The sequence below is a fragment of the Aeromonas sp. S13(2024) genome (genome assembly GCF_041402405.1).
GTDB classification, from domain to species: Bacteria; Pseudomonadota; Gammaproteobacteria; order Enterobacterales; family Aeromonadaceae; genus Aeromonas; species Aeromonas veronii.
On the sequence record NZ_JBGLRA010000011.1, the window covers coordinates 1 to 25,777 of the forward strand.

General features: G+C 56.6%; 24 protein-coding genes and 1 rRNA gene. 16 read left to right on the forward strand and 9 right to left on the reverse strand.

The genetic code is table 11. The annotated features are described in order from the left end of the window. Both rrf and tcdA read left to right on the forward strand, forming a co-directional pair. Positions 1-108 (forward strand): 5S ribosomal RNA (gene rrf, locus ACB042_RS14465); the annotation flags it as partial. A 192-nt stretch (positions 109-300) separates the two neighbouring features. Beyond that, positions 301-1,137 carry a tRNA cyclic N6-threonylcarbamoyladenosine(37) synthase TcdA gene (gene tcdA / locus ACB042_RS14470; RefSeq protein WP_144715759.1) on the forward strand — a complete coding sequence of 279 codons (837 nt, stop codon included), beginning with the start codon at positions 301-303 and terminating at the stop codon, positions 1,135-1,137. A 21-nt stretch (positions 1,138-1,158) separates the two neighbouring features. On the opposite strand, the gene ACB042_RS14475 is transcribed toward tcdA, so the two are convergent. Together ACB042_RS14475 and ACB042_RS14480 are read right to left on the reverse strand one after the other, a co-directional pair. Further along, positions 1,159-1,593, reverse strand: a complete 435-nt coding sequence (locus ACB042_RS14475) for a SufE family protein (RefSeq protein WP_186301923.1) — start codon at positions 1,591-1,593, stop codon at positions 1,159-1,161. Between the two features lie 13 nt (positions 1,594-1,606). Next, positions 1,607-2,827, reverse strand: coding sequence for an aminotransferase class V-fold PLP-dependent enzyme (locus ACB042_RS14480; protein ID WP_144715755.1), 1,221 nt, complete (start codon positions 2,825-2,827; stop codon positions 1,607-1,609). A 181-nt stretch (positions 2,828-3,008) separates the two neighbouring features. Here ACB042_RS14480 and rep point away from each other — a divergent pair, with 181 nt between their 5' ends. Further along, positions 3,009-5,021 (forward strand): DNA helicase Rep, encoded by a 2,013-nt coding sequence (rep, locus tag ACB042_RS14485; RefSeq protein WP_139410463.1) that lies wholly within the window; start codon positions 3,009-3,011, stop codon positions 5,019-5,021. Between the two features lie 2 nt (positions 5,022-5,023). Here the strand turns inward: rep and ACB042_RS14490 are convergent, their stop codons facing one another. From ACB042_RS14490 to ACB042_RS14510, 5 genes are all read right to left on the reverse strand, one after another. Continuing rightward, on the reverse strand, positions 5,024-7,300 hold the full coding sequence (locus ACB042_RS14490) for a bifunctional diguanylate cyclase/phosphodiesterase (RefSeq protein WP_159157883.1): 2,277 nt from the start codon (positions 7,298-7,300) through the stop codon (positions 5,024-5,026). An 84-nt stretch (positions 7,301-7,384) separates the two neighbouring features. Further along, positions 7,385-7,840, reverse strand: a complete 456-nt coding sequence (locus ACB042_RS14495) for a cytochrome c5 family protein (RefSeq protein WP_041234042.1) — start codon at positions 7,838-7,840, stop codon at positions 7,385-7,387. A 197-nt stretch (positions 7,841-8,037) separates the two neighbouring features. Then, a complete protein-coding gene (tdh, locus tag ACB042_RS14500; protein ID WP_005340852.1) occupies positions 8,038-9,066 on the reverse strand; it encodes an L-threonine 3-dehydrogenase in 1,029 nt (342 codons plus the stop codon). A gap of 55 nt (positions 9,067-9,121) precedes the next feature. After that, positions 9,122-10,312 carry a glycine C-acetyltransferase gene (locus tag ACB042_RS14505; protein ID WP_005342487.1) on the reverse strand — a complete coding sequence of 397 codons (1,191 nt, stop codon included), beginning with the start codon at positions 10,310-10,312 and terminating at the stop codon, positions 9,122-9,124. A 115-nt stretch (positions 10,313-10,427) separates the two neighbouring features. Then, the gene (locus ACB042_RS14510; protein ID WP_005340848.1) at positions 10,428-11,072 is read right to left on the reverse strand and encodes a TetR/AcrR family transcriptional regulator; all 645 of its coding nucleotides are present in this window, start codon (positions 11,070-11,072) and stop codon (positions 10,428-10,430) included. Positions 11,073-11,230: 158 nt separating this feature from the next. On the opposite strand from ACB042_RS14510, the gene rfaD reads away from it, so the two are divergent. The 6 genes from rfaD to ACB042_RS14540 all read left to right on the forward strand — a co-directional run bounded on the left by rfaD (position 11,231) and on the right by ACB042_RS14540 (position 18,310). Further along, positions 11,231-12,187, forward strand: coding sequence for an ADP-glyceromanno-heptose 6-epimerase (gene rfaD, locus ACB042_RS14515; RefSeq protein WP_040069912.1), 957 nt, complete (start codon positions 11,231-11,233; stop codon positions 12,185-12,187). Between the two features lie 118 nt (positions 12,188-12,305). Next, positions 12,306-14,066, forward strand: coding sequence for a polysaccharide deacetylase family protein (locus ACB042_RS14520; protein ID WP_371178617.1), 1,761 nt, complete (start codon positions 12,306-12,308; stop codon positions 14,064-14,066). Between the two features lie 39 nt (positions 14,067-14,105). Continuing rightward, complete coding sequence (locus tag ACB042_RS14525) at positions 14,106-15,425, forward strand: O-antigen ligase family protein (RefSeq protein WP_371178619.1); 1,320 nt, start codon at positions 14,106-14,108, stop codon at positions 15,423-15,425. After that, positions 15,422-16,153, forward strand: a complete 732-nt coding sequence (locus tag ACB042_RS14530; protein ID WP_371178620.1) for a glycosyltransferase family 25 protein — start codon at positions 15,422-15,424, stop codon at positions 16,151-16,153. The genes ACB042_RS14525 and ACB042_RS14530 overlap by 4 nt, the downstream gene beginning before the upstream one ends. Before the next feature lies 1 nt (position 16,154). After that, complete coding sequence (locus tag ACB042_RS14535; protein ID WP_371178621.1) at positions 16,155-16,865, forward strand: glycosyltransferase family 32 protein; 711 nt, start codon at positions 16,155-16,157, stop codon at positions 16,863-16,865. A 245-nt stretch (positions 16,866-17,110) separates the two neighbouring features. Beyond that, positions 17,111-18,310, forward strand: a complete 1,200-nt coding sequence (locus tag ACB042_RS14540; RefSeq protein WP_371178670.1) for a 3-deoxy-D-manno-octulosonic acid transferase — start codon at positions 17,111-17,113, stop codon at positions 18,308-18,310. 43 nt (positions 18,311-18,353) lie between these two features. Here the strand turns inward: ACB042_RS14540 and ACB042_RS14545 are convergent, their stop codons facing one another. Further along, positions 18,354-18,893, reverse strand: coding sequence for a hypothetical protein (locus tag ACB042_RS14545; RefSeq protein ID WP_371178622.1), 540 nt, complete (start codon positions 18,891-18,893; stop codon positions 18,354-18,356). A 298-nt stretch (positions 18,894-19,191) separates the two neighbouring features. On the opposite strand from ACB042_RS14545, the gene ACB042_RS14550 reads away from it, so the two are divergent. The 6 genes from ACB042_RS14550 to ACB042_RS14575 all read left to right on the forward strand — a co-directional run bounded on the left by ACB042_RS14550 (position 19,192) and on the right by ACB042_RS14575 (position 24,477). Continuing rightward, positions 19,192-19,908 (forward strand): substrate-binding periplasmic protein, encoded by a 717-nt coding sequence (locus ACB042_RS14550; RefSeq protein WP_371178623.1) that lies wholly within the window; start codon positions 19,192-19,194, stop codon positions 19,906-19,908. 60 nt (positions 19,909-19,968) lie between these two features. Beyond that, on the forward strand, positions 19,969-20,790 hold the full coding sequence (locus ACB042_RS14555; RefSeq protein ID WP_005357044.1) for an AraC family transcriptional regulator: 822 nt from the start codon (positions 19,969-19,971) through the stop codon (positions 20,788-20,790). 40 nt (positions 20,791-20,830) lie between these two features. After that, a complete protein-coding gene (locus ACB042_RS14560) occupies positions 20,831-21,466 on the forward strand; it encodes a LysE family translocator (protein ID WP_139733615.1) in 636 nt (211 codons plus the stop codon). A 57-nt stretch (positions 21,467-21,523) separates the two neighbouring features. Further along, on the forward strand, positions 21,524-22,654 hold the full coding sequence (locus ACB042_RS14565; protein WP_371178624.1) for a PotD/PotF family extracellular solute-binding protein: 1,131 nt from the start codon (positions 21,524-21,526) through the stop codon (positions 22,652-22,654). A gap of 389 nt (positions 22,655-23,043) precedes the next feature. Next, a complete protein-coding gene (locus ACB042_RS14570; RefSeq protein WP_371178625.1) occupies positions 23,044-23,700 on the forward strand; it encodes a DUF3313 domain-containing protein in 657 nt (218 codons plus the stop codon). Positions 23,701-23,964: 264 nt separating this feature from the next. Then, on the forward strand, positions 23,965-24,477 hold the full coding sequence (locus tag ACB042_RS14575) for a cupin domain-containing protein (RefSeq protein ID WP_371178626.1): 513 nt from the start codon (positions 23,965-23,967) through the stop codon (positions 24,475-24,477). Positions 24,478-24,578: 101 nt separating this feature from the next. Here ACB042_RS14575 and ACB042_RS14580 read toward each other — a convergent pair whose 3' ends face one another. Beyond that, the gene (locus tag ACB042_RS14580) at positions 24,579-25,079 is read right to left on the reverse strand and encodes a DUF1993 domain-containing protein (RefSeq protein WP_371178627.1); all 501 of its coding nucleotides are present in this window, start codon (positions 25,077-25,079) and stop codon (positions 24,579-24,581) included. A gap of 310 nt (positions 25,080-25,389) precedes the next feature. Here ACB042_RS14580 and ydfZ point away from each other — a divergent pair, with 310 nt between their 5' ends. Continuing rightward, entirely contained in the window at positions 25,390-25,587 is a 198-nt protein-coding gene (ydfZ, locus tag ACB042_RS14585) for a putative selenium delivery protein YdfZ (protein ID WP_005342516.1), read from the forward strand. The last annotated feature ends 190 nt before the right edge of the window (positions 25,588-25,777 follow it).

Sequence of the window (25,777 nt, forward strand, 5' to 3'; positions counted from 1 at the left end):
GCCATAGCGCCGTGGAACCACCTGATCCCATGCCGAACTCAGAAGTGAAACGCGGTAGCGCCGATGGTAGTGTGGCATTCGCCATGCGAGAGTAGGACACTGCCAGGCACCAATAAAAGAAACCCCGCTCATCGAGCGGGGTTTTTTATTGCCTGAAAATCAGCAAATAGCCTGATAATTGACCTTTTACTCCCTCTTTCCTGCCGTTTTCTCTGTTTTTCCTCTCCTATTTTCTCCGGTTCTGCATCGCCGCTGGCGGTGGTTGTCGCTATAATGGCCGCCCTCAAGCAAGGTGGTGGTATGAAAGCAGAGTATCTACAGCGATTCGGGGGCATTGCCCGTCTTTATGGTCAGAGCGCACTGCGTTCCTTTAGCCAGGCCAAGGTCTGTGTGGTGGGGATCGGTGGCGTGGGCTCCTGGGCGGCAGAAGCGCTGGCCCGTGCCGGTATCAACCAGATCACCCTGATCGACATGGACGATATCTGCATCACCAACACCAATCGCCAGATCCACGCTATGCAGGGGACGGTTGGTCGCCTCAAGACCGAGGTGATGGCCGAGCGTATTCGCGCCATCAACCCGGATTGCGAGGTGATCGAGGTGGATGATTTCGTCACCGCTGATAACCTGGCCGAGCATATCAAGCGGGAGTTTGACTATGTGGTGGACGCCATCGACTCGGTCAAGGCCAAGGTGGCGCTGATTGCCTTCTGCAAGCGCAACAAGATCCCGGTGATTGTAGCGGGTGGTGCTGGCGGGCAGATGGACCCGACTCAAATCAAGGTGGCCGATCTGGCCAAGACTATTCAAGACCCGTTGGCGGCCAAGGTGCGCTCCGACCTGCGCCGGTTGCACAACTTCAGCAAGAATCCGGCGCGCAAATTCGGTGTGGAGTGTGTCTTCTCAACCGAGCAGCTGAGTTATCCGGATGGCAATGGCGGTACCTGTCAGGCCAAGGCGGCCAGCGACGGCAATATGAAGATGGATTGCGCCTCCGGCTTTGGCGCTGTGACGCCGGTGACGGCAACCTTTGGGCTGGTTGCCGCGTCCCGGGTATTGAAGAAGATTGCCGAGCGGGGGGCCCGCGCCGAGAAAGAGGAAGGGAATGAAAATGCAGGGTCGATTGGCGAAGCCTAATCGACCTCTGCACAAGGCGGATTATACTGCCTGCTCCCGGATCGCCAGCACGATCGCTCTGAGCCCGTTACCTCGTGACGGGCTCAAGTGTTTCTCAAGTCCCAGTTCGGTGAAATACCCTTCCATATCAAAAGCCTGGATCGCCGCAGACGATTGGTGGTTGAGTGCCGCCAGCACGATGACGATGAGGCCCCGCACGATCCGGGCATCGGAATCACAGGCAAAGTGCCAGCAGCCATTCTCGCTTTGTTCTCCCTTCAGCCAGGCCTGGCTTTCACACCCCTTGAGACGGAATGCCTCCTGCTGCCATTCGCCGGGTAGCTCCGGCAGCTGTTTGCCGAGCTGGATGATGAGCCGGTACTGGTTCTCCCAGCCATGAGCGGCGGCAAACTGCTGGCGGATGGTGTCGGCGTTGGGCTCAAGGCCAATCTGGGTATAGCTTGCGAGGTCACTCATTCGGTTGTCTGCCTTAGAAGAAGTCACTGAGTTTGTGCAGGGCGGCCAGCAGGGCGTCGACATCGTCCCGATTGTTGTAGCAAGCCAGCGAGGCGCGCATGGTGCCACCGATCCCGAGCGACTCCATCAGCGGCATGGCGCAGTGATGGCCGACTCGCAGGGCGATCCCCTGCATGTCGAGCAGGGTAGCAGCATCTTGCGGGTGGATGTCGTCGAGCAAGAAAGAGACAGCACCGGCGCGTTGGCCGGGCTCGCCGACCAGACGCAACCCCGGCACCTGTTGCAGGCCAGCGACCAGATAGTCGGTCAGTGCTTGCTCATGCTTGGCGAGCCATTGCCGGTCTTGCTCCATCACAAAGTCGATGGCGGCGGCGAGGCCGATAGCGCCAGCGATATGGGGGGTGCCCGCCTCGAATTTGAAGGGCAGGGTATTGAAGGTGGTGCCGCTGAAACTGACCCGATCGATCATCTCGCCACCGGCTTGCCAGGGCGGCATCCGTTCCAACAGCTCGGTGCGGCCCCATAACACGCCGATGCCGGTCGGGCCATAGAGTTTATGACCGGAGAAGGCGTAGAAGTCGCAACCGATGGCTTGCACATCCACCTCGAGATGAGCCACCGCCTGGGCGCCGTCGATCAGCGTCACGGCGCCAACCGTTTTGGCGGCCTCTACTATCCGGGTGACCGGATTGACGGTGCCGAGGGCATTGGAAACATGGGCCACGCTCACCAATCGGGTACGTGGCCCCAGCATGGCGTGATAGGCGGCCAGATCGAGATCGCCCCGCTCATTGAGGGGGATCACCCGGATCACCGCGCCGGTACGCTGGGCGACCAGTTGCCACGGGACGATATTGGCGTGGTGCTCCAGGGTGCTGAGGATGATCTCGTCCCCCGCTTTGAGCTCGCTCATCCCCCAGCTCTGGGCCACCAGATTGATCGCCTCCGTGGTGCCGCGGGTCCAGATCACCTCTTGGCTGCGGGGTGTATTGATAAAGCGGGCGACCGTCTCGCGGGCAGCTTCGAAGGCGCGGGTAGCGCGGCCACTTAGAGCATGGGCGGCACGGTGCACATTGGCGTTGTCGGCCCGATAGTAGTGAGCGATGGCATCCAGTACCGCGCGCGGCTTCTGGGTGGTGGCGGCGTTGTCCAGATAGACCAGAGGGTGGCCGTTTACCTCCTGCGCCAAGGCCGGAAACTGGCTGCGCAGTTGGTCGTGCTGTTGCTGATTCATGCTCCCCTCATCATCTGGAAAAAGTCATCATCTCGAAAGGTCGGCCATGATCCTGAAAATAGCGCCCGAACACAAGGCGCGATAAGCCCGATTGGCGGTTGCCTGCCGTGCAGCAGGTACGGCTCATCGAGTGATTTCTGGTACAATGCCGCCCCTCATCATAAGCCAAGAGATCCGGCCCATGAAGCTCAACCCCAATCAGAACGAAGCGGTCAAGTATGTCTCCGGCCCTTGCCTGGTGCTGGCGGGTGCCGGATCGGGCAAGACCCGCGTCATCACCAACAAGATTGCCTATCTGGTGCAGCAGTGCGGCTACAGTGCGCGCAACATCGCTGCGGTCACCTTTACCAACAAGGCTGCGCGGGAGATGAAGGAGCGGGTCGGCCAGACTTTGGGCCGCAAGGAGGCGCGGGGGCTGATGGTCTCCACCTTCCATACACTGGGTCTCGATATCATTCGTCGGGAGCACAAGAGCCTGAATCTCAAGGCTAACTTCTCCCTGTTTGATGACACCGACCAGCTGGCGCTGCTGAAAGAATTGACTGAAGACGAGCTCGACAACGACAAGGACAAGCTCTCGGCCCTTATCAGCCAAATCTCCAACTGGAAGAATGACCTTATTCTGCCTGCCCGTGCCATGCGTATCGCCCGCGGGCCCGAAGAGGTGCTGATGGCTCAGCTCTATGAGCGCTATCACCGCCAGATGGTGGCCTATAACGCGCTGGATTTTGACGACCTTATCGTGATGCCGACCCTGCTGCTCAAGAGCAATCAGGAGGTGCGTGAGCGCTGGCAGAACAAGATCCGCTATCTGCTGGTCGATGAGTACCAAGACACCAACACCAGCCAATATGAGCTGGTGAAGCAGATCGTCGGCGAGCGGGCTCGTTTTACCGTGGTAGGGGATGATGACCAGTCCATCTACTCCTGGCGCGGTGCCAAGCCGCAGAATCTGGTGCTGCTGCGCGAAGATTTCCCCAGCCTCAAGCTGATCAAGCTGGAGCAGAACTACCGCTCCAAGCGGCGGATCCTCAAGTGCGCCAACATCCTGATCGCCAACAACCCGCACGTCTATGACAAGGCGCTCTTCTCCGAGCTTGATGAGGGGGTGAAGATCAAGGTGCTGTTCGCCAAGAACGAGGAGCACGAAGCGGAGCGGATAGCCGCCGAGATGATGGGACACAAGTTTATGAACCGCACCCGGTTCAAGGATTACGCCATCCTCTATCGGGGCAACCATCAGTCGCGCATCTTCGAGAAGGCGCTGATGACCAACCGGATTCCTTACCGCATCTCGGGCGGCACCTCGTTTTTCTCCCGCACCGAGATCAAGGACATCATGGCCTACCTCAAGCTGCTGGTGAATCCGGATGAGGACACCGCCTTCCTGAGGGTGGTCAACCTGCCGCGTCGCGAGATCGGCCCCACTACCCTTGAAAAACTGGGGCAGTATGCCAATCAACGCGGAAAGAGCCTGTTTGCCGCCAGCTTCGAGCTGGGGTTGGAGCAGCACCTCTCAGGCCGTGGCCTCGTGGCCCTGCAGGCATTTACCAACTGGCTGGTTCGCCTTGGCGATCAGGCGCTGCGTGGCAATCCGGTGGAGGCGGTGCGGGACATGATCAAGGAGATCCACTACGAAGAGTGGCTCTACGAGACCTCCCCCAGCCCGAAAGCGGCCGAGATGCGGATGCAGAACGTCTCCACCCTCTATCGCTGGATCACCGAGATGCTGGAAGGGGATGAGCTGGAGGAGTCGATGACGCTGGCACAGGTGGTCACTCGCCTCACCCTGCGCGACATGATGGAGCGTAACGAGGGGGAGGATGACGCCGATCAGGTGCAGTTGATGACGCTGCATGCCTCCAAGGGGTTGGAGTTCCCCTATGTCTACATGGTGGGGATGGAGGAGGGCTTGCTGCCCCACCAGACCAGCATTGACGAGGACAATGTGGAGGAGGAGCGGCGTCTCGCCTACGTGGGGATCACCCGGGCTCAGACCGAACTGACTTTCACCCTCTGCAAGGAGCGGCGCCAGTTTGGCGAGTCGGTACGTCCGGAGCCAAGCCGCTTCCTGCTGGAGCTGCCACAGGATGATCTTGAATGGGAAAACCAGAAGAAGGTGACTGCCGAGGAGCGCCAGCAGAAGGGGCAGGTCGGTGTTGCCAACCTACGGGCGTTGTTCAAGAAGGATTAACCCTAAGGATTGGCCGGGGTCAGTAGCGGTACTATGTCTGCTCCCGGCATGGGCGGAGAGATATAGCGCCCTTGCCCCATCCGGCAGCCGATATCAATCAGCTTCTGCAACTGCTGCTGGTTCTCGATCCCCTCGACGACCAGGGTGTAATCGAGATCCTGACAGATATCCCGCATGGCGCGGATCAGCGCCAAATCTTTGGGTGATTGCAGCATCCGCTGCGTAAAGCTGTCATCCACCTTGATGTAATCCACCGGGAAGTGGAACAGAGCGTTGAGGGAGGAGAAGCCGGTCCCAAAATCATCGAGGCTGATCTGGATACCCTTGGCGCGTAGCTCGTGCAGGGATGCCAGCGCATCGGAATCTTGCCGCGACAGCTCCCGCTCGTTGAATTCAAAAATCAGATAGCCGGGGGCGACCCCCTCCTCTTCGATAATTCCCATCAGCCGCATGATGTGGTCATGGTTGACCAGATGCTTGCCCGACAGATTGATGGCGATCTTGAACTTGCCCTGCCCGGAGATTGGCAGCCAGTTCTTCAGCTGTTGGCAGGTGTGGCGGAGGATCTGGTAATCCAGCTCCAGAATCAGGCCGCACTGCTCCGCCAGCGGAATAAAGTCGAACGCATCCTTCAGAATCCCCTCCTCGGTCAGCCAGCGCGCCATCACCTCCAGTCCGGTCAGGCGGCTATCCTGCAGCCGGATCACCGGTTGGAAATAGGGGACGATACGCCCCTCCCGCAGGGCTCTGGCCAGCATCTCTTCCGGCGAATTCCAGTTCTGGTTGATGCAATCATCCGAGTAGCTGACGATGCGACTGCGGCCATTGCGCTTGGCCTGATACATGGCCAGATCGGCCTGATGGAGCAGCTGGCTGATATCTGAGGTTTGCTCGGAAACGCTCGATACCCCCAGACTGACGGTAATGCTCAACTCGTTGCCGAGTAGCCGGAACGGGTAGGAGAGACGGCTGATAATGCGGTTGAGCACCGGGCTGATGTCATCGTCGCTCTTGCTGCTGTCCAGATAGATGACAAATTCGTCGCCCCCCAGTCTGGCCACCAGATCGTTTTGCCGGATGCAGGTCTGCAGGCGGCGGCTCACCTCCTTGAGCAGCTGATCGCCTGCGCTGTGGCCCAGGGTGTCATTGATTTGCTTGAAGTGATCCACATCGATAAAAATCACCGCAAATCCCGGCGATTTGTAGCGGTTGTAGTGGGTCATGGCGTGGTTGAGGTGGTTCATCAACAGCGCGCGGTTGGGCAGCTGGGTCAGCGGGTCGTGAAGCGCATCGAATTGCAGCCGCCGTTCCAGCTCCTGATGCTGCTTGAGCTGCTTTTGCAGCCTGAGGTTGGTCTGACGCAGCTGTTGCAGCCGCTGGTTGATGGAGTCTTCGGTATTGATGTCGTTGAGCTGCTGGCGGATCCGTCTCAGCTCCAGCAGCAGGGTGAGCTGGCCACGCAGAAAGTCGAGAAACAGCTTGTCGTCGGTCTCCAGCGGTTGAGCCGTGCTGATGATGAAGTGGGCGAAGTACTGTTGTTGCAGCCGCAGCGGCATGCTGTGCCAGTAGCGGGACTCCCTGCTCACCTCGATATTGCTGGTGCTGTGGCACAAGCCGCTGATGAACTCGTCTCCCTGATGGGGATGTGCGGGGTAGATCTTTTCCAGCTTCTGACTGGTTAGCCTGACCAGCAGCATGTCCTCGATGGTGAGCATCTGGCGCAGTACCGCTTCCAGTTGGGAGAAGAGTGCCTGGGCCGGCAGGGTATTGGCGAGCCGCATGATGCGGCTGATGCTCTCGATTTTCTTTTTCCAGTTCGGGTCTTTGCGGATCAGCGGTGAAGGGAGCTCGGTGAGATGGGATCCCGCCTGGGTTTCGGTCAGCCGTTTGGCCAGACACTCCAGCAGCAGACGCAGGGTCGGCAGGTCGGCTGGTGTGCCACGCGCCAGCAACCACTGTATCTGGCCATGCTCGATGGGGAAGACGCACCACCCTTCGGCCTCATCCAGCTGGGTGAGCTGATCGGTTATGCGGGACTGCTCACGGCCCAGCTGTTGCTTGAAGATGTCGCTGACCTTGTAGGCGTAAAGCCAGTTCAGACCGGTATCGGAAAGGCCCAGCATGCCGAAATGTTGCAGTGGGCAGAGTTGGTCAATCTGCTGGATCAGGGAATCGTAATCGTCAGACGTGGCGGTTTGTGGCGCCGGGAAGTCCATAATGGCAGAGACCAACGCCAACAGAGGAGTTGAGTAATGGGGTTCGATGGATTGGGACGACATGTGCAACTCCCGATATGTCTACCTTACAAGAGTAGTCGGAAGCCGATAGATTGAAAGGGCCGCAATTGCGGCCCTTTCAAATACTTACAGCTTGTCGATCATGTAGTGGATGGCGTTTTCAATCTCTTCATCACTACAGTTCGCACAGGTGCCGCGCGGAGGCATCATGCCGGACTTGCCGGTAAAGCCTTCAATGGCATGTTTCTTGAGAGTATCAATGCCCTGGGCGATGCGAGGATCCCAGGCGGCCTTGTCACCCCGTTTGGGGGCACCAGCGGCGCCGGTGTCGTGACAGGCAAAGCAGGCGCCCTTGTATACCGTTTCGCCATCGCGGGGACCGGAAGAGGCGGCCGCAGTCGGTGCAGCACTCGCGCCGGCAATACCTTCCAGATCCTTGGCGGTATAGACCTGACCGATTGGTTTGATCCGCTCGGCAATGGCCTCCGGTGACATCTCATCGGCAGCAAGCACTGCCCCAGACAAGCTGGCGGCCGTCATCCCGACAGCCAGCAAATAGCTCAGTTTTTTCAACACGCTCATATACTCCCAGCAGTCTTTTATTATCCATGTAAACGACGGGATTATAACCGAATAGTTACAGCCATTTAAACGCTTGTGTGTGAAGTGTTAAACACTCTGCGTACAAAGTTTTGGTCAATATCACGGCAATTCGGGTGGTGGAGATAAAAAGAAACCCGGGCATCGCCGGGTTTCGGGTACCCAAGGGGTGAAATGGGTTATTTGTCCCAGCTCAGGATCACCTTGCCGGAGTGGCCGGAGCGCATTGCATCGAACCCCTGCTGGAATTCGTCGATGTGGAATCTGTGGGTGATGATGGGGGAGAGATCCAGCCCGGACTGGATCAGGCTGGCCATTTTGTACCAGGTCTCGAACATCTCGCGGCCATAGATCCCTTTGATAAACAGCCCCTTGAAGATCACCTTGTTCCAGTCGATGGCCATGGTGGAGGGCGGGATGCCGAGCATGGCGATCTTGCCACCGTGGTTCATCTTGTCGAGCATCTCCTGGAAGGCGCTCGGGACGCCGGACATCTCCAGTCCCACGTCGAAGCCTTCGGTCATGCCCAGCTCGCTCATCACGTCGGCCAGCTTCTCCTTGGCCACGTTGACCGCGCGGGTGGCGCCCATCTTGCGGGCCAGCTCCAGTCGATATTCGTTGACATCGGTGATCACCACGTGGCGCGCACCCACATGGCGGCAGACGGCGGCTGCCATGATGCCGATGGGGCCTGCCCCGGTGATGAGTACATCTTCACCCACCAGATCGAAGGAGAGGGCGGTGTGCACCGCATTGCCGAACGGGTCGAAGATGGCGGCCAGCTCGTCCGGGATGTTGTCCGGCAGCTTGAAGGCGTTGAATGCGGGGATCACCAGATACTCGGCAAAGGCACCCGGGCGGTTGACGCCAACGCCAATGGTGTTGCGACAGAGGTGAGTGCGGCCAGCGCGGCAGTTACGGCAGTGACCGCAGGTGATGTGCCCTTCCCCGGAGACCCGATCGCCGATGGCGAAGCCGCGCACCTCCTGACCGATGGCGACCACTTCCCCGACATATTCGTGGCCGACCACCATGGGTACCGGAATGGTCTTCTGGGACCACTCATCCCAGTTGTAGATATGGATATCGGTGCCGCAGATGGCGGTTTTGCGGATCTTGATCAGCAGGTCGTTGTGGCCGAGCTCGGGGGCTGGCACATCCGTCATCCAGATGCCGACCTCTTTGTGCAGTTTGGAGAGTGCTTTCATGGCTGTTCCTTCAATATGAATGCAGAAAAAAGGGGCTGCTGCCCCTTGATTCAAATCAGATAACGCCGAGTTCACGGCCGATGCGGATAAAGGCGTCGATCGCCTTGTCCAGCTGCTCGCGGGTGTGAGCGGCAGACATCTGGGTGCGAATGCGCGCCTGGCCCTTGGGCACGACCGGGAAGGAGAAGCCCACCACATAGATGCCGGCTGCCAGCATGCGGCTCGCCATTTCGGAGGCGAGTTTGGCATCCCCCAGCATCACCGGAATGATGGCGTGGTCGGCGCCTGCCAGAGTGAAGCCAGCGGCGCTCATCCGCTCGCGGAAGTAACGGCTGTTCTCTTTCAGACGTGCTCGCAGGTCGTGACCTTCCGCCAGCATGTCGATCACCTTGATGGTGGCGGCAACGATGGAGGGGGCCAGCGAGTTGGAGAAGAGGTACGGGCGGGAGCGCTGACGCAGCCAGTCGATCACCTCTTTCTTGCCGGAGGTATAGCCGCCGGATGCGCCGCCGAGCGCCTTGCCCAGGGTGCCGGTGATGATGTCGACCCGATCCATCACACCACAGTATTCGTGGGTGCCGCGACCATTTTCGCCGATAAAGCCGACGGCGTGGGAATCATCCACCATCACCAGCGCATCGTATTTGTCGGCCAGATCGCAGATGGATTTGAGGTCGGCGATGACCCCATCCATGGAGAAGACGCCGTCGGTGGCGATCAGCTTGAAGCGGGCGCCATCGGCGTCAGCCTGCTTGAGCTGGGCTTCCAGCTCGGCCATGTCGTTGTTGGCGTAGCGATAGCGCTTGGCCTTGCACAGCCGCACGCCGTCGATGATGGAGGCGTGGTTGAGGGCATCGGAGATGATGGCATCTTCGGCGCCGAAAAGGGTCTCGAACAGGCCGCCGTTGGCATCGAAGCAGGAGGAGTAGAGGATGGTGTCCTCGGTGCCGAGGAAGGCAGACATCTTCTGCTCCAGCGCTTTGTGCTGATCCTGGGTGCCGCAGATGAAGCGCACAGAAGCCATGCCGAAGCCGTGGCTGTCGAGCCCCTGATGGGCGGCGGCAATCAGATCCGGGTGGTTGGCCAGCCCCAGATAGTTGTTGGCACAGAAGTTCAGTACCTGCTCACCGCCGACGGCGATGCTGGCCTGCTGGGCGGAGGTGATGATGCGCTCCTGCTTGTACAACCCTTCAGCTTGCACCTGATTCAGTTGCTCGGTCAGGTGACGATAGAATCCGTTAGACATCCTCGATCCTTAGTGGCTATTTCAGCTGCATATCAACAGAGGGCGACATTTTACTGCAATCTGTTGCGGTAAATTCAAATGATTGTGCTGATATTCAACAAATGTGAAACAGATCTCACCCAGCTGGTTGGGCCAGCTGGCGGTAGTGCTGCTCCAACTGCTGGATCTGTCCGGCCACCTGGGGTTGCACATAGGGGCGCAGCAGGAACAGCACCTTCAACACGCCCTGATAGAGCAGCGGTTTGGTGATGCGGGTGTTGGGGGCCTGGGCAATCTGGAACGGGATCCAGCAGGTCACCACCATCTTGATGGTCTGTCCCAGATCCGGCAGGTCTTCATCACTGACATCGATAATGCCGCCTTCGCGCAGGCTCCGGAGCAGCGCGACCACGGAGGATCGCATCTGCTCCTGGGCCTTGAGGTACTTCTGTTGCAGCGGCTCGTCACGGCTCAGGATGTCCGGCAGATTGGCGTAGAAGAAGCGGAACTGCCACATCAGATAGAAGATGGCATCCAGATAGCCCATCAGATCCTGCAGGGTAATTTCACGGTTGCGGGTCGGGACGAAGCTCTCGCTCAGGTGGCGGGCATACTGGTCGAAGATGGAGTGGATGATGTCTTCTTTATTGCGGAAGTGGTAGTAGAGGTTGCCCGGGCTGATACCCATGTGCGCCGCAATATGGTTGGTGGTGATGTTGCGTTCACCCTGATCGTTGAACAGCTCGGTCGCGCTGTGAATGATCCTGTCTCTGGTTTTCATCACTCATTCCTCCAACAGGTTCCGCTCGGGGCAGTTTTGAACAAGGTCGAATCCCCGGACTGCCCGTGATAAACTTTTCGGCAATTTCAAATTGGCTCACTATACACAGCTTTAACAAGCAGTCACATGTAGCCATCAACGTACGAGAGGCAAACTCCATGATCGTAGTAACTGGCGGTGCTGGCTTTATCGGCAGCAATCTGGTCAAGCAGCTGAACGCTCAAGGACGGACCGATATCGTGGTCATTGATGACCTGACCGACGGCACCAAGTTCGTCAACCTGGTCGATCTGACCATCGCTGACTACATGGACAAAGACGAGTTTCAGGCTCGCATCGTCTCCGGTGACGAGTTTGAAGAGTGGGACAACGGCATCGAGGTGATCTTCCACGAAGGCGCCTGCTCTGCGACTACCGAATGGAACGGCAAGTTCATCATGGAGGTCAACTACGAGTACTCCAAGGATCTGTTCCACTACTGCATCGAGCGTGAAATTCCATTCATTTACGCCTCTTCTGCCGCGACCTACGGTGGCCGCAACGACAACTTCATCGAAGATCCCAAGTTCGAACAGCCGCTCAACGTCTATGGCTACTCCAAGCAGCTGTTTGACCAGTACGTGCGCCGCTGGATGCCGGAGATCAACTCTCAGGTTGTTGGCCTCAAGTACTTCAACGTCTACGGTCCGCGCGAGCAGCACAAGGGCTCCATGGCCTCCGTTGCCTTCCATCTCAATACCCAGGTGAAGAAGGGCGAGAATCCCAAGCTGTTCGAAGGTTGCGATGGCTTCCCGAACGGTGGTCAGATGCGTGACTTCATCTATATCGACGACGTCTGCAAGGTAAACCTCTGGTTCTGGCAGAACCCGCAGCACTCCGGCATCTTCAACTGCGGTACCGGCCGTGCCGAGCCATTCCAGAACGTGGCTGAAGCGGTGATCAAGCATCATCAGAAGGGTTCTATCGAATACATCCCCTTCCCGGATCACCTCAAGGGTCGCTACCAGAGCTTCACCCAGGCTGACATGACCAAGCTGCGCAGCGTGGGTTATGACGCCGAGTTTAAAACCGTTGCCGAAGGGGTAGCGGATTACATGGCTTGGCTCAACCGCTAACAGGTGAGCACAACGCGGCAGTTTGAGCGCAAAACCGGAAGTGGGCACTCGCCTGCTTCCGGTTTCTGGTCTCTGTGGCTGCTTGCCGTTCCTCTCTTATCTACCGGGTAACCGCGCGATGAATATATTGATGGCACTCTCCCAGCTCGAGGTAACGGGAGCTGAGGTCTATGCCACCACGGTCGGTAACGAACTGACCCGGCGTGGTCACAACGTCTTTTATGTGTCAGATACCCTGACCAAGCCGACCCTTGGCCCCATCTTCAAGCTGAGATTCAACAAGCGCAGCATTCTGTGCCGCTTCTGGCACGTCTTCTACCTTATCTATCTCATCAAGAAGCACCATATCCAGTTGGTGCATGCTCACTCCCGCGCCTCCGGCTGGAGCAGTTATGTGGCCTGCAAGCTGACTGGCACCCCGATGATCACCACGGTTCATGGTCGCCAGCCGGTGCACGCTTCGCGCAAGGCCTTCCATGCACTCGGCTATCGGGCGGTTGCCGTTTGTGAGGATATTGCCCATCAGATTGTCGACAATCTGGGGGTCGATCCCGCGATAGTGCAGGTGCTGCGCAACGGTATCGAGACCGACAAGTTCCAGCCCGTGCCGGTGCCGGATAATGACAAGCCGGTGATCGCCATCATTGGCCGTTTGAGTGGCCCCAAAGGGGAGCTTTGCTACCGTCTGCTCGATGAAGTGCTCGACCTGGATACCTGTCGGGTGCGGATTGTCAGCGGTACCAAGGTTCCGGAGCGCTTTGCCCGTTTCGAAGGACGCGCCGAGTTTGTTGGTTATGTCGATGATGTGCCCGCTCTGCTGGCGAGTTGCGATCTGGTGATCGGTGCCGGTCGGGTGGCGATGGAAGCCCTGTTGTGCGGTCGTCCGGCGTTTGCCATCGGCGAGGCCAAGGCCATCGGGCTGGTGACGGAACGAAATCTGGACGAGGCGCTGGCCAGCAATTTTGGCGATATCGGCCCCAAGGATCTGGCTATCGATTTTGCTGCCCTTAAGGGAGAAATCGAGACCGCTTTGACCAGCAAGACGGTGCCGGAAGCCATTCGGCAACGCATTCAAGATGAGTATGGCTTGCAGGGGGTAGTATCCGGCCTCGAAACCATCTATCAGGATGCCGTAGTCGAAACCCTGCGCCGCGAGATGCCCGTCATCATGTACCACCGCTTTATCGAACAGGATAGCGAGAAAGGGGTGCATGGCACCTGGATGCCGATCACCATGTTCGAGAAGCATCTGCGACTGATGAAGTGGCTCGGCTACGAAACCCTGACTTTCCGCGATTTGGCGGACAAAGGCTTTATCCACCGTCTGCAATACGGCAAGAAGTACCTGATGATCACCGCCGATGACGGCTATCAGGACAACCTGACCCGCATGCTGCCGCTGCTGGAAAAATATGGTTATAAAGCTGTGGTGTACGTGGTCACCGGTGAAGGCTATAACCGTTGGGATGTGGAGCATCCGACCAATCCGGACACCAAGGTCTCATTGATGAGTGGTGAGCAGGTCAAGGCGTTGGCCGCCAGCGGTCATGTGGAAATTGGTGGTCATACCCTGACCCATCCCCGCTTGAGCAAGCTCACACCCGAACAACAAGCCCATGAAATTCAGGAGAATAAACGCCAACTGGAGGCCCTGCTTGGCCATCCGTTGCTCTCGTTTGCCTACCCTTACGGAGATATGAACGAGAGTGCCAAGGAGCAGGCTATCGCTGCCGGGTATCGTTTTGCCGTTGCTACCAATAGCGGCCCCAAAGCGATGCACCAGGACCCCTACCAGATCCGCCGGATCGCCATCTTCCCCCGCACTGATGTATTCGGGCTGTGGCGAAAAATTCGTGGGAATTATGTGTTCAGGAAGTGAACTGATAGCTTCCTGCCATACTCAAGGTAATTAATAGGTATGACAGACTCTATAAAGCGATACTTGGAGAGTGAGCATTGCTCATCATTAATGTTTATCTCCATTATATGCTACGTGATGTTCAAAGATTCATTTCAGGTTGTTGGCGATTTCTTTCAAACCGTTATGATTATTGGTGGTTTGGGAGCAATAGCAGTTTATCGGGATTTTTTTTCCAGAAATGTAGTGTTTTGGTTGCTAGTAATTGGAGGAGTAATTCAGTTCGTAAGCTGGTTTATGTCAACTAGAACTATACCTGAACTCGCACAGCCGACTCCTAATCTCAAACCGTTTTCTTATTTAATGGTGTTTCTTGTCGTGGCTTTTTGGCTAAAGGGGTCACTTAAGAGATCTATCGTGACACTACTTGCATTTTCTGTTGGTAGTGTTTTTACGTTGTTTTATTATTCTGATTTTTTTGAACAATTTATAATTGGAATGCACGGTAGTCGAGTAGACTTTGGCTATAGAAATGCGCAGCATGGTTCCTTGATAATAGGCGCAGCTTTCATCTGTACACTTTGGTTTATATATGCTGTTGTGCCACAGAAAATAAATAATAAATGTATTGTTGTTTCAATATCATGTTTGTTTTTGGTTCTTTTAGGGGCATTGTTGATGATGTTACAGTCAAGACAATCTTGGCTGGCAGTGTTCATATCTATATTTGTGATACCATTGTTATATGCTTATTTTAGAGGCAGGGTTTCACTCAGAAAGATTATCATGCTCTATGGTATATTATTCGTCATCGGAATTCTCATATATCATGTTGATTTTGTTAATAATCGTATTTATGCTGGCTTTTCACATCCAGGTGATTTACATAACATGTTATCAGGGAACTGGCGAGAGGTGAAAGATATAAGTATCGGTGTCAGGCTACAGACATGGCTGGAGGCGATTAATTGGTTTTATTCTCATCCTATTTTTGGTACTGGTGATGGCAGCCGTTCTTTAGTGATTACTCAGTCAAATGTTTTGCCTGACTATATTAAGGCGGAATTTAGACATCTACATAATTCAAATTTTGAAACTGCAGTTTCTTATGGTGCAATGGGGCTCGTATTCACCTATGTACTGATGTTCTATCCTGTATACAAGGCTGTGAGGAGTAATGCTCCTACCTTAATAAAAGGTATTGCCATTAGTTTCTTGATCTATTGGCTAATAATTAACAATTTTGAATCGTTCTTATATATGCGTTCAGGTCAATGGGTTTTCAACACCTTTATGGGAACAGTGTATTCATTTGCATTATATAGTGACTTTCTTGAATATCAATCTCGCCGAAATAAATTGGACGAATATAATATATGAAAATTTTTATTGTCAGCTTAAAAAATGCTGAGTCTCGCCGTGAGCGAGTTAAGCGAGTTTTGGCAGAACTTGCTGTTGAGTTTGAATTTTTTGATGCAATAAATGGTTTTGCTGGACTGCCCGAAAGATTACAAGGGTGTCCGGATGATATGCACCGAAAATTATTAAGAAGTCGTCCACTGACTCCCGGTGAGAAAGGCTGCTATGCAAGTCATTATTTACTATGGGAGAAATGCATAGAGCTAAATGAGCCGATAATTGTCCTTGAGGATGATTTTCTACCGACAAGATATTTCTGTGATATATTCGAAGCCCTACCTAAACTACATGAAAAATATGAGTATTTGAAGCTGGAGCCGCAGATCGGTGACGCGACGGCACTGGAATATGAGCATGGAATACAAACAATGCTCTGGCATAACAATGTTAGGTGGACGACGGGATATAGTATTAATCCTAATGGAGCCAGAAAGCTGGTTGGTTGCAGTAGCAGATGGCTATGTTCAGTAGATAACTTTATTGGTGAGTCATATCGACACAAAGTCCAGTCAGTCGGTGTGCTGCCATATGCAATATATAGCCCTGGTGATATGGAGAGTGGAATTCAAAACAAGGTGGCCTTGGCTAAGGTGCCGCTACTTTTTAAGGCATCTCGAGAGATATATAGGTTTTATCGCTTTGTAAGAATGTATTTTTGGAATAAAAAATATAAAAATCAGAAGGGATAACATGAAAGCTTCAAAAAATAATACAGGAATAGGTTGTGATAAAATACATGCAATATGGTTGGGTGACCGCTTGCCACCACTTGCACATGTATGTATTGATGATTGGAGTAAGCAGGGGTATGAATATAAAATATGGTTAGATTGCGACCCTAAAATAAAAGATTGGATAGCTGGGTGTGAATTTTCAAGGCGATGCTATGAAAAGGGACTCTATGCTTTTGTGACTGATTATCTTCGCTTGAAAATTCTTGCTGAAGAGGGCGGTCTATATATGGATACGGATGTTACAATAAATAAAAATCCGTTTGGTATTTTCCATGGCTATAATTTTGGGGTTGGTTATGAAGAGGGTGATAGAATTGGTACGGCAATAATTTACGCCAAGCAGGATTCTTCTACATTAGCACGGTTGATCCATTTCTACGAGAATGAAATCATGAAGTCAGAGCTCTATATGGGGCCTGATATTATGACCCATATTCTTAAAAGTGAGTCGATTGTGGAAAATGTTGGGGTTTTTGATAAACATTATTTTTATGATTATAGTGGCGAAAAAATAAATTACACTCCACACCCAGATAGATATGTAACACACTGGTTTCAACATAGTTGGAAACGCTCAAACGGATTAGTATTCCTGAAATCAAAACATAAGGGTATGTTGGGGTTTCTATATGAATATCAAAAAGAGCTATTTCGCTTCAGGAGTTAAGGAATGATACGCTTTTTGCATTCATTCTTAACGCTTGATGTCGATGATAAAATGTGAGTTGCAGTTGGGAAACGTTGGTGAATAACTGTTAAAGTTCTAGTCAAATTTTTCTGGTTGGTATGAATTTGATGGTTGTGTTTAGTGAGCGCTACAGCAAGATGATGTTTGGGGCCGTTATTTTGTCTGGGCTGATGTTATCTTGGTTGTTCTTTAGCCACCAACTCCTCACCGGCGATCAGACCCAGATGCTTTACAAGGGCTACCTTGGGGCTTATGAGGGGGTCTGGCTCAGCTATGGCAATGCGGCGAGTGCGGTGGGCAATGTGCCGGGGAGTTTGTCGGCCTGGCTGATTGGCGGGCCGCTGCTGCTGTGGGATTCTCCCTATGCCCCCATGGTGTTGCTGCTGGCGATGCGGTTGGTCGGATTCCTGCTGTTTGATGCGGTGATCCGTCAGGTGTTTGATGACAGGGTGCGCCTGCTGTTTCTGGTGCTCTGCTGGCTCAACCCCTGGTTCCAGTACGAGAGTCTGCTCTACAACCCCTCCTATCTGTTCCTTTTCTCGGCCATGCACTGCTGGTCGGCCTGGCATATGCGCGAGCGGGCCTCCTTCTGGCATATGATCGTTCACCTGCTGGCTATCGGTATGGCGATGCAACTGCACTACTCCTGGCCGCTGCTGGCGGTAATGTCCACCTATCTGTTCTGGCGCCGCATTCTCAAGGTGAGCTGGAGCGGGGTGGTGGTGGCTACCCTGCTGATCGGTGCCTCCCTGATCCCTTACGCGATGGAAGTGATGAGCAACAGCCATATCACTCAAAACGTCGATCCCGAGGCGCGCCAGCGCTATATCGGCTGGGGGCTGGTGCATGTCTATCCGGTGCTGAAATCAGTGCTCTACTGGCTGCGTTACGGCTCCTGGCTGTTTGCCAGCAAGCTGGTCAACGATACCCAGTTCATCTGGCTGGCTGGGCACGAATACCTGCAGATGGCGGCAGTCTGGCTGTGGCGGGTGGTGATCTACGGGGTAGGCTCGGCGACTGTGTTGCTGGCGGCCAAGGCCAACTGGCAGCTGTGGCGTGAACTCAAGCCGCGTCTGCTGCGCAGTGATCGGGCCGAGGTGGATGGCGAGAGCTGGCTCGGTCTCTATGCGCTGGCCGCTGTGCTGGCGGTGCTGGTGAGTGCGGCGCTCTCGCCCATCATCTTCAACTACTGGCACCTGATGCTGATCTTCCCCTACGCCTTGTTCCCGATCCTGCTACTGCTGGTGCGTTGGAGCCGTCGTTATCCGCAGTGGGTTGGCAAGGGGCTGCTGGCGGCAACTCTGTTCTGCACCGCGGTGAACCTGATCGCGGCGTGCGACAGCACCAAGTTCTCCTATCAGGCGGACTACAAAACCCAGGTGCTGGAGTATCTGCACGAGATGAAGCTGCAACCCAAGCAGTGAGTCATCCACGGCCAGCTCCCCGATCTTGAGGGGCTGGCTGTCACTATTCGAAACGGTCCATATGGGCGAAGTTTTTGGCTTCGGCAACCCAACCCTCACGCCCTTGCTTGTCCCGAACTTTTACCCACCACTGATTTTGCGGTGACCGGCCGTATCTGATCTCTTTGCGCGCATAGTCATAATCGAGGATGTAGGTTTTGCCCTTGTACCAGAACAGGCTATTGCCTTCGCCCAGTCCGCCGAGGATATAAAGCGTTTCCCCTGCTTTCATATTCAACAGTGGCCCTTTTCCCTCCTTGCTATAGCCCAGCTTGACCGACCTGAGTATCTCGACGATCCCCGGTTGTTCGGTAATGACGACCCCGGTCAGTCCTTCAACCTGCTGGCCGCGGGGTAGACGGAACAGCGCTTTGGCAGTCATGGATGGCTCGGCTCTGACGATCACCTCTTGCTTGGTGGTCCATGTCTTATAGGTGCAACCTTCAAACGGGCAGCGACCCCAGTCGTAATAGGGCAGGCGCGGCTTTTCATCAGAACTTACAGTCGTGGCAAACAACGACAACAACAGCAAAAACAGTCTCATGAATCTACCTGTCCGGCGGGGCGCTCATCCGCCGGTTTGATGAATGGGGCCGCACTATATCTCAAGAGACCAAAATCCATCAAAGCCGCGGGATTATTGATTTTCATCGCAATAAAACGGGGCCCATTGGTCATGGGCGTAGGGGATGCGAGAGGTCGAAGCGCGGCAGGAGCGGATAGCCCGCCCCTTTGCCTTGTGCCATGCTGATGGCTATCAGGGCATCGGGTCGGCACTTATGGGCATCTCTCGTTCGGGCACGCGTTTGGTATTACTGCTATCGGCACTTCTTCTCCCTCTTATGACCATCAGCCAGGCTGTGGCGATCAACGCGCCACTGCGGGGATGCGTCTTTCAGCTGGCGCCGCTGGTCACCATTGATCAGCAGGGCAAGGTCTCCGGGCCGGTGATCGACTACTTTCACCGTCATATCGAACCCGCGATCGGGCGTACCATTGAGTGGCAGGGGCTCAATGTGGCACGGCTGCTCAGCAATCTTGAGAGCGGCGAGTGCGATCTGACCCCGTTGCTGAGCTACAGTCCCGAGCGTGCTCGTCACTTTCTCTATATCGACTCCCACCTGTTGCTGCTGCGGCCAGTGCTGGTGGTACTGGTGCCATCGCGACTTCACTCGGTCGAACGGCAAGAAGATCTCTTCGGCACCACCATCGGCTGGTCGAGTCAGGCGATCGTGCCGCCGCTGTTGCAGCATCCGCAGATCCATATCGACACCCTCTCCCAGCTCAGCTGGGAGCATGGCAACATGCAGAAGTTGCTGCGCGGACGGATTGATGCCGCGCTCTTTTCCAACGATATTTCCGCCAACCATTTTCGTGCCAAGCTCCCTGCGGCGACCCGCCTCATCTACCTGCCGGTCACCCCGCTGCAGGTGCATATCGTGCTGAACAAGTCGTTGGGGGATGGCAATCCCGAACTGGTGCAGCGTATGCGTCAGATGGTGGAGCGGGTGCCGCTCGCCTCGCTGGTGGAGCCAACCCCGAGGCTGTGGGGGCGTTGAGAGGGGGTTGCGTGCAATAATCTACAAGTCCAAGGCCCGCTTCTGGTGTATCTATAACCCATGAATACCACCGATTCCCTCATCCGCTACTGGCAATCCCCGCACCTGCCGGGGGTCGAGCTGTCACACTCCCACCACAGGGCGTTCAGCTATGGCCGCCATGTCCATCTCGACTACCATATCGGGCTGGTGCAGCGGGGTGGCCAGAAGTTTATCCACAAGGGAAACAGCCACCATCTGGTACGTGGGGTGCTATCTACCGTCAACCCGGATGAGGTGCACGACGGCCTCAGCCTGCTGCCGGAAGGGTACGAGGTGCGGGTCTTTGCCATCGATCCGCAGCAGCTGGCGCTCTGGCTGCCGGAGCAGCCGGAACCCTTCTTCGACAAGGGGTTGCAGAGTCGCCCCGACCTCTATCAGGGCTTTGCCCAGCTGCACGGCTATCTCGACAACCCCAAGGCCGATGGCCTGCTGATCGAGAGCCAGCTGCTTGCCCTGCTGGGGGAGCTGCTGCATCTGGCCCCCGAGGTACACCAACTGGCCGATCCCCAGTTGCGATTCCTGCGCGACTACCTGATGGCCGCCCTCGACGAGCCCCACTCGCTGGAAGAGCTGGCGGGGCTGCTCGGGCTCGACCGTTTCGCCTTCCTGCGCCAGTTCAAGAAGCGCAGCGGCATGACCCCCTACGCCTGGCTGAAACGGCTGCGGCTGGAGCAGGGCAAACGGCTGCTGGCGAGCGGGATGGCGGTGAGCGAGGTGGCGCTGGCGGTCGGTTTCTTCGATCAGAGTCACTTCCACCACGGCTTTCGCCAGGCATTCGGTCTGACACCCGCCGAATTTCGTGCCCAGATGCAATCTTTTACAAGCCGCGCCCCCCGCTGATCCGCCATGCTGGCTCTCCGTCGTTAAAGCGAGAGTTGTTATGCTGACCAGTCTGTTCGTTACCCTCGGCCTGATGCACCTGATTGCACTGGCCAGCCCCGGCCCTGATTTCGCCCTGATCCTGCGTACCAGCCTGCACCGGCCGACCGCCCTTGGCGCGGCGCTGGGCATCTCGCTGGCGATCATGGTGCACGCCACCCTCAGCCTGACCGGGATCAGCATGCTGATCGCCAGTCACCCGCTGCTGTTTATGGTGATCAAGTGCTGCGGCGCCCTCTATCTGGGCTGGTTGGGGTGGGGCGCCCTGATGGCGGCTCGCCAGCAGAGCAGCACCCTGATGGCCAGCGCCGCCAACGAGCTGCGCGGCTGGGGCAGGGGCGTGCGCACTGGCCTTGCCACCAACCTGCTGAACCCCAAGGCGCTGGTCTTCTTTATCGGTCTGCTGGCCGCCATGGTGACGCCAGAGGTGGATGGAATGACCCGCAGCCTGCTGGTGGGCGAGCTCTTCATCATCTCCCTCTGCTGGTTCGGGCTGCTGGCGTGGAGCCTCTCCACCGATCGCGCCCAGCGCCTGCTGCTGCGGGTGCAGCGGCCACTCAATCTGGTGACCGGCGTGCTGTTTGCGGTGGTCAGCCTCTCCATTCTGGTGAGCATGGGGGCCGAGCTGGTGGCCTGACGAGTCGGCGCATGGGCCTATACTCCAACAAGGTTTACCTGTCAGGAGTACCCGGCCATGCGTCTACTGCCTCTTTGCTGGTTGTTGGGGATGACCCCGGCGCTGGCGGCTCCGGTTCAGCTCAAATTGCTGGAGTGGGGCTATCTGCCTGCGGGTTATGAACAACAGTTTGCCGACTACGCCAAAGCCCATGGGGTGGAGGCGACGGTCAGCCGGATCGAGCCGCTGCTGACCGATTTCGACAGCGTCTACCGCGCCCTGCGCACCCGCAGCGCCGATGTGGTGCTGCCGACCAGCTACTTCTACAAGGCCCATCACCAGCCGCTGTTCAAGCTGCTGCTCCCCATCGATTTCAGTCGCCTGCAGCACTACGCCGAGGTGAAACCCGCCCTCAAGAACACCGAGTATGACAAGCAGGGGGAGCGCAACTACTCGGTGCCCTTCTCCTACGCCATGTTCAGCCTCGCCTATGACAGCAAGCAGGTGCCGCAAGCGCCCACCAGTTGGCAGGTGCTTGCCAACAGCTCGCCGTCGGGCCAGTTTGCCGAGTTCTGCGACCAGTTCGAGCCGCTGCTCTTTTCAGTGCTGCTCTCGCTGGGCAAGTCGCCCGCCCTGTTTGCCAGCGGCGAGATGCTGGCCGACAAGACCTTGCAGCAAGAGGTGGAGCAGCAGCTCTCGCAGCGGCTGCGAGCCAGTCGCGGTTTCTGGTTCAATCAGGCCAACCGCTGTGAGGATCTGCGCCAGCAGACCTTTGCCACCACCTGGGGGCTGGAACTGGTGGAGTGCAACAAGCAGAACGAGCAGCAGTGGCGGATCGCCATGGTGCAGGAGGGGGCCATCTATGCCCTCGATGCGATCTCCATCGCCCGTCATGTCGGCGATGATCCCGCTCGGCTCAAGGCCGCCTACCTGCTGGTGGATTTTCTGCTGAGCGCGCCGCTGCAACGCCAGATGCTGGTGGGCACGCCCACCATCTCGGCCAGCAATATGGCCTCCCGGCCGCCCCTCAGCCCGCAGGAGCAGGCGGTGCTGCCGGATCGCCCGCTGCCGGAGTTTGACGAGCGGCTGCTGGTGCCCGCGTTGCCCGCCCATATCAAGAATCGCTACAAACGGATGGTGCAGCAGGCGATCGTCGCCAGTGGCAAAGAGGGGCTGGTCAAGCAGTGCCCTTGGGATCTCGATAACTGATGAATGAGCCTGCCGCTTCTCCGGCGGCAGGCAAGTTTGCGCAAGATGGCTGATGATCGGTCATCGTGCGTTCCTGGGCATTTCCCCGTTCAACTCACGCCGCTCGCGGGCCCCATCGTTTGAAAAAACTGTGCGCTTACCGCAGTCCCATTTAGCCGGATTAAACAACCGAACCCTCGCCAGACTGCCGCTCATACCCTGGCTGACCCTGTACAAAAGTGCCGCAACTGTGACAACTTGGATGTGAGCTGAACAATCCTGATCTGTCCCTTGTGGGAAGGTGATGAATAGGTTATTTCTCTGTGACATTGGCGGCATCCGGCACGGGTTCTCCAGCCATGTGGTGCGAAATCCACAGCAAAAACAAACAGTAAAATGCAGGAGCAAATATGAAAAAGGTCGTGATGGTTGCCGTGGCTGCGGCCCTGCTGGGTGGCTGCGCCGTCAAGAATCAGGTATCCCACAGCTTGCAGGCGATCCCGCTGACTGCCTTCCAGCAGAGCGAGAGCAACCCCAATCAGCGGGTCTACAAGGAGCCGGGTACTGACCTGCGCCAATACAACGAGGTGCTGCTCGATCCGCTGCAGTTTATCCGGCAGGAGAACGGTCAGTGGTATCTGCTGACCGCCAACGAACAGAACCAGATTGGCCGCTATTACCACGACAAGTTCCAGAGCGAGCTGATCAAGCAGGGCGTCAAGATCGCCACTGCCCCCGGCCCGAAAGTGATGCGGATCCAGGCCGCCGTCACCAACTTCGACCTGACCCGCCCAGACCCCAAGCTGCGTGACCTGCTGCCCGCCAAGATCGCCATCAATGTCACCCGCGAAGTGATCGGCAAGGAGCCCTACCTGCTCAAGGTGGGCAGCATGGCCCAGTTGCTCGACTCCCAGAGCGGCAAGCTGCTGGTGCGGGTGATGGATGCCCGTGAGAGCACGGATACCACCCACAAGGATGAGCCCATCACCGCCGGGGAGATGGAGAAGATGATCGACCTGTGGGCGGCCAGCCGTGCCAAACAGCTGGCGGACAATCTTGGGAAATAAGAGCGGAAAATCAGTCTCAGAAAACGGGTGCAGACAGATCGAGAGAGGGAGCCAGGGGCTCCCTCTTTTTGTCTCTATTTTTGTCCGCACCGCTGCCGCTGGCATGGCCGCGCAGCCCTTGCAGGATGGGAATCGACCCGCAGCCGAGCCAGCCATCTCGCAGTCAGCGGTGAAACCGGCAGCCGATTTCTGCTTTTCTCTGCCGCATTCAGGCAGTTAGGATGACCCTTCCCGTGACTGCATCCTCATAGAAAAGGAACCGCTATGAATCGCCACCCCTGCATCAAACACTGGAGCGAGCTGCAAGAGCAGACGCCGCGCTACTACTCCGGCAGTCAGGAGCCCCTTTCTCGCGGCTGCGCCCTCGGCAAGCACTTCGGCTTTAGCCGCATCGGCATTCACCACGAGATTGTCGAACCCGGCCATCGCACCAGCTGGCCCCATGCCGAAAAGACCGAGGATGAGTTCGTTCACGTGCTGGAAGGGACGCCGGATGTCTGGCTCGATGGTATCCTCTATCGCCTGCAACCGGGTGACTCGGTGGGCTTCAAGGCCGGTGACGGGCTGGCCCACGCCTTTATCAACAACACCGAAGAGACTGTCCGGCTGCTCTGCATTGGCGATACCGATCGGGAGGACAACCGCATCCACTACGCCGTGCACCCCGAGCGCAATATCACCCTTGGCAAGCTGCACTGGGATGACGTGCCCGAGCGCGAGCTGGGTGATCACGATGGCCTGCCCGACAAGCTGCGCGAGAACAATGGCCCCTTCTAGGGCGCAGCCTTTCTGCGCACCAGATCTGCACCACCCGATATAAAAAAGCCTGCCGCTTGGCAGGCTTTTGCTATCTGTTTGCCGCCTGTGGCGTGCAGTGTTTATTGCAGGTTGAGCCCGCCCAGATAGTCGCGCTTGCCGAGATCGACCCCGGCGCGGCGCAGCAGGGCGTAGGCCATGGTGAGATGGAAGTAGAAGTTGGGAATACCGTACTCATGGACGCAGGTATGGCCATCCATCCCCTTGCCGCCCGCCCAGTGGGGCACGTAACGGCCGCTGGCGTACTGGCTGTAGTCCGCGTCCAGCTTGCCTTGCAGATAGCTGATGGTCTTGCCGATATGGGCGCGCAGATCCGCCATGGTTTTTGGCTCATCGCCCATGGCCGGCAGCTCGCTGTGGCTGGCGGTGGCGACCACGGCGCGGGCCGAGTCGCAGCAGATCAGCACCTGCTTGGACAGCGGCAGCATATCGACGATCAGCCGCTCGCCGAAGAAGTTCTCCACGTTGAACTGCTTCGCTGCGGCGTGAGCCTCGGCCTTGACCAGACAGTGGTCGAGGTTGGTCAGCATCTTGATGAACTGGGCGGTAATGTCGCGATTCATGAGCACTCTCCATCTTGTTTAAACAGCGGCCCGCTTGCGCGGCCACAGTGAATGAGACTGGCTAATCGGCCACCAATATACCCCAACCGCTGCCGGGTTCGAGCCCGCCGCGACGAAAGGGCAGGGCAGCGCTACTTCGCGCGACAGCCGCTGGCCAAGCGACCATGCTCGCTTTTTGAACCAGTGAGTCCCTTATCGCCCCTTTTTTGATCTGTGACATAAATCACCTTTTTTCAGGGGCGTAGGCTGAATGTCGTTGTCCTGGACACGCGCCTGCGCATTCGCCAGGACACAAGAAAAGGAGAATGAAATGAAGATCTATGACCGTAACCGCAATGTGCTGAACCTGGGGCAGCGCGTCATGATTGCCGCCACTGGCGCAGTCGATTTTCTGAAAGAGGCCCACACCGACAACATGACTCCCTATCAGGCGGAGCATGAGAAGTGCGTGCTGTTGGCAAACTCCGGTGAGCGCTACGCCCCCATCGAGTTGATTAGACTAGGCTGATCCCTTTCCCTGTCACCCTACTCTTTACAATTCACCCGACCGCCGAGCCCATCTGGCGGCCGGGTTTCTGAGTTCCCCCCTTCATCCCACCAAATGCTGGAAAATTGAACCGGGTCACACCTCGCTCGATTTGAGCGATTGTCAGCCAGTGCAGGCTCATGCGAACCTTTTAGTCCCGTTAACTCACTAA

Coding starts and splice junctions, on each gene's coding strand:
- tcdA (WP_144715759.1), top strand. CDS start 301: ATGAAAGCAGAGTATCTACAGCGATTCGGGGGCATTGCCCGTCTTTAT.
- ACB042_RS14475 (WP_186301923.1), bottom strand. CDS start 1,593: ATGAGTGACCTCGCAAGCTATACCCAGATTGGCCTTGAGCCCAACGCC.
- ACB042_RS14480 (WP_144715755.1), bottom strand. CDS start 2,827: ATGAATCAGCAACAGCACGACCAACTGCGCAGCCAGTTTCCGGCCTTG.
- rep (WP_139410463.1), top strand. CDS start 3,009: ATGAAGCTCAACCCCAATCAGAACGAAGCGGTCAAGTATGTCTCCGGC.
- ACB042_RS14490 (WP_159157883.1), bottom strand. CDS start 7,300: ATGTCGTCCCAATCCATCGAACCCCATTACTCAACTCCTCTGTTGGCG.
- ACB042_RS14495 (WP_041234042.1), bottom strand. CDS start 7,840: ATGAGCGTGTTGAAAAAACTGAGCTATTTGCTGGCTGTCGGGATGACG.
- tdh (WP_005340852.1), bottom strand. CDS start 9,066: ATGAAAGCACTCTCCAAACTGCACAAAGAGGTCGGCATCTGGATGACG.
- ACB042_RS14505 (WP_005342487.1), bottom strand. CDS start 10,312: ATGTCTAACGGATTCTATCGTCACCTGACCGAGCAACTGAATCAGGTG.
- ACB042_RS14510 (WP_005340848.1), bottom strand. CDS start 11,072: ATGAAAACCAGAGACAGGATCATTCACAGCGCGACCGAGCTGTTCAAC.
- rfaD (WP_040069912.1), top strand. CDS start 11,231: ATGATCGTAGTAACTGGCGGTGCTGGCTTTATCGGCAGCAATCTGGTC.
- ACB042_RS14520 (WP_371178617.1), top strand. CDS start 12,306: ATGAATATATTGATGGCACTCTCCCAGCTCGAGGTAACGGGAGCTGAG.
- ACB042_RS14525 (WP_371178619.1), top strand. CDS start 14,106: ATGACAGACTCTATAAAGCGATACTTGGAGAGTGAGCATTGCTCATCA.
- ACB042_RS14530 (WP_371178620.1), top strand. CDS start 15,422: ATGAAAATTTTTATTGTCAGCTTAAAAAATGCTGAGTCTCGCCGTGAG.
- ACB042_RS14535 (WP_371178621.1), top strand. CDS start 16,155: ATGAAAGCTTCAAAAAATAATACAGGAATAGGTTGTGATAAAATACAT.
- ACB042_RS14540 (WP_371178670.1), top strand. CDS start 17,111: ATGCTTTACAAGGGCTACCTTGGGGCTTATGAGGGGGTCTGGCTCAGC.
- ACB042_RS14545 (WP_371178622.1), bottom strand. CDS start 18,893: ATGAGACTGTTTTTGCTGTTGTTGTCGTTGTTTGCCACGACTGTAAGT.
- ACB042_RS14550 (WP_371178623.1), top strand. CDS start 19,192: ATGACCATCAGCCAGGCTGTGGCGATCAACGCGCCACTGCGGGGATGC.
- ACB042_RS14555 (WP_005357044.1), top strand. CDS start 19,969: ATGAATACCACCGATTCCCTCATCCGCTACTGGCAATCCCCGCACCTG.
- ACB042_RS14560 (WP_139733615.1), top strand. CDS start 20,831: ATGCTGACCAGTCTGTTCGTTACCCTCGGCCTGATGCACCTGATTGCA.
- ACB042_RS14565 (WP_371178624.1), top strand. CDS start 21,524: ATGCGTCTACTGCCTCTTTGCTGGTTGTTGGGGATGACCCCGGCGCTG.
- ACB042_RS14570 (WP_371178625.1), top strand. CDS start 23,044: ATGAAAAAGGTCGTGATGGTTGCCGTGGCTGCGGCCCTGCTGGGTGGC.
- ACB042_RS14575 (WP_371178626.1), top strand. CDS start 23,965: ATGAATCGCCACCCCTGCATCAAACACTGGAGCGAGCTGCAAGAGCAG.
- ACB042_RS14580 (WP_371178627.1), bottom strand. CDS start 25,079: ATGAATCGCGACATTACCGCCCAGTTCATCAAGATGCTGACCAACCTC.
- ydfZ (WP_005342516.1), top strand. CDS start 25,390: ATGAAGATCTATGACCGTAACCGCAATGTGCTGAACCTGGGGCAGCGC.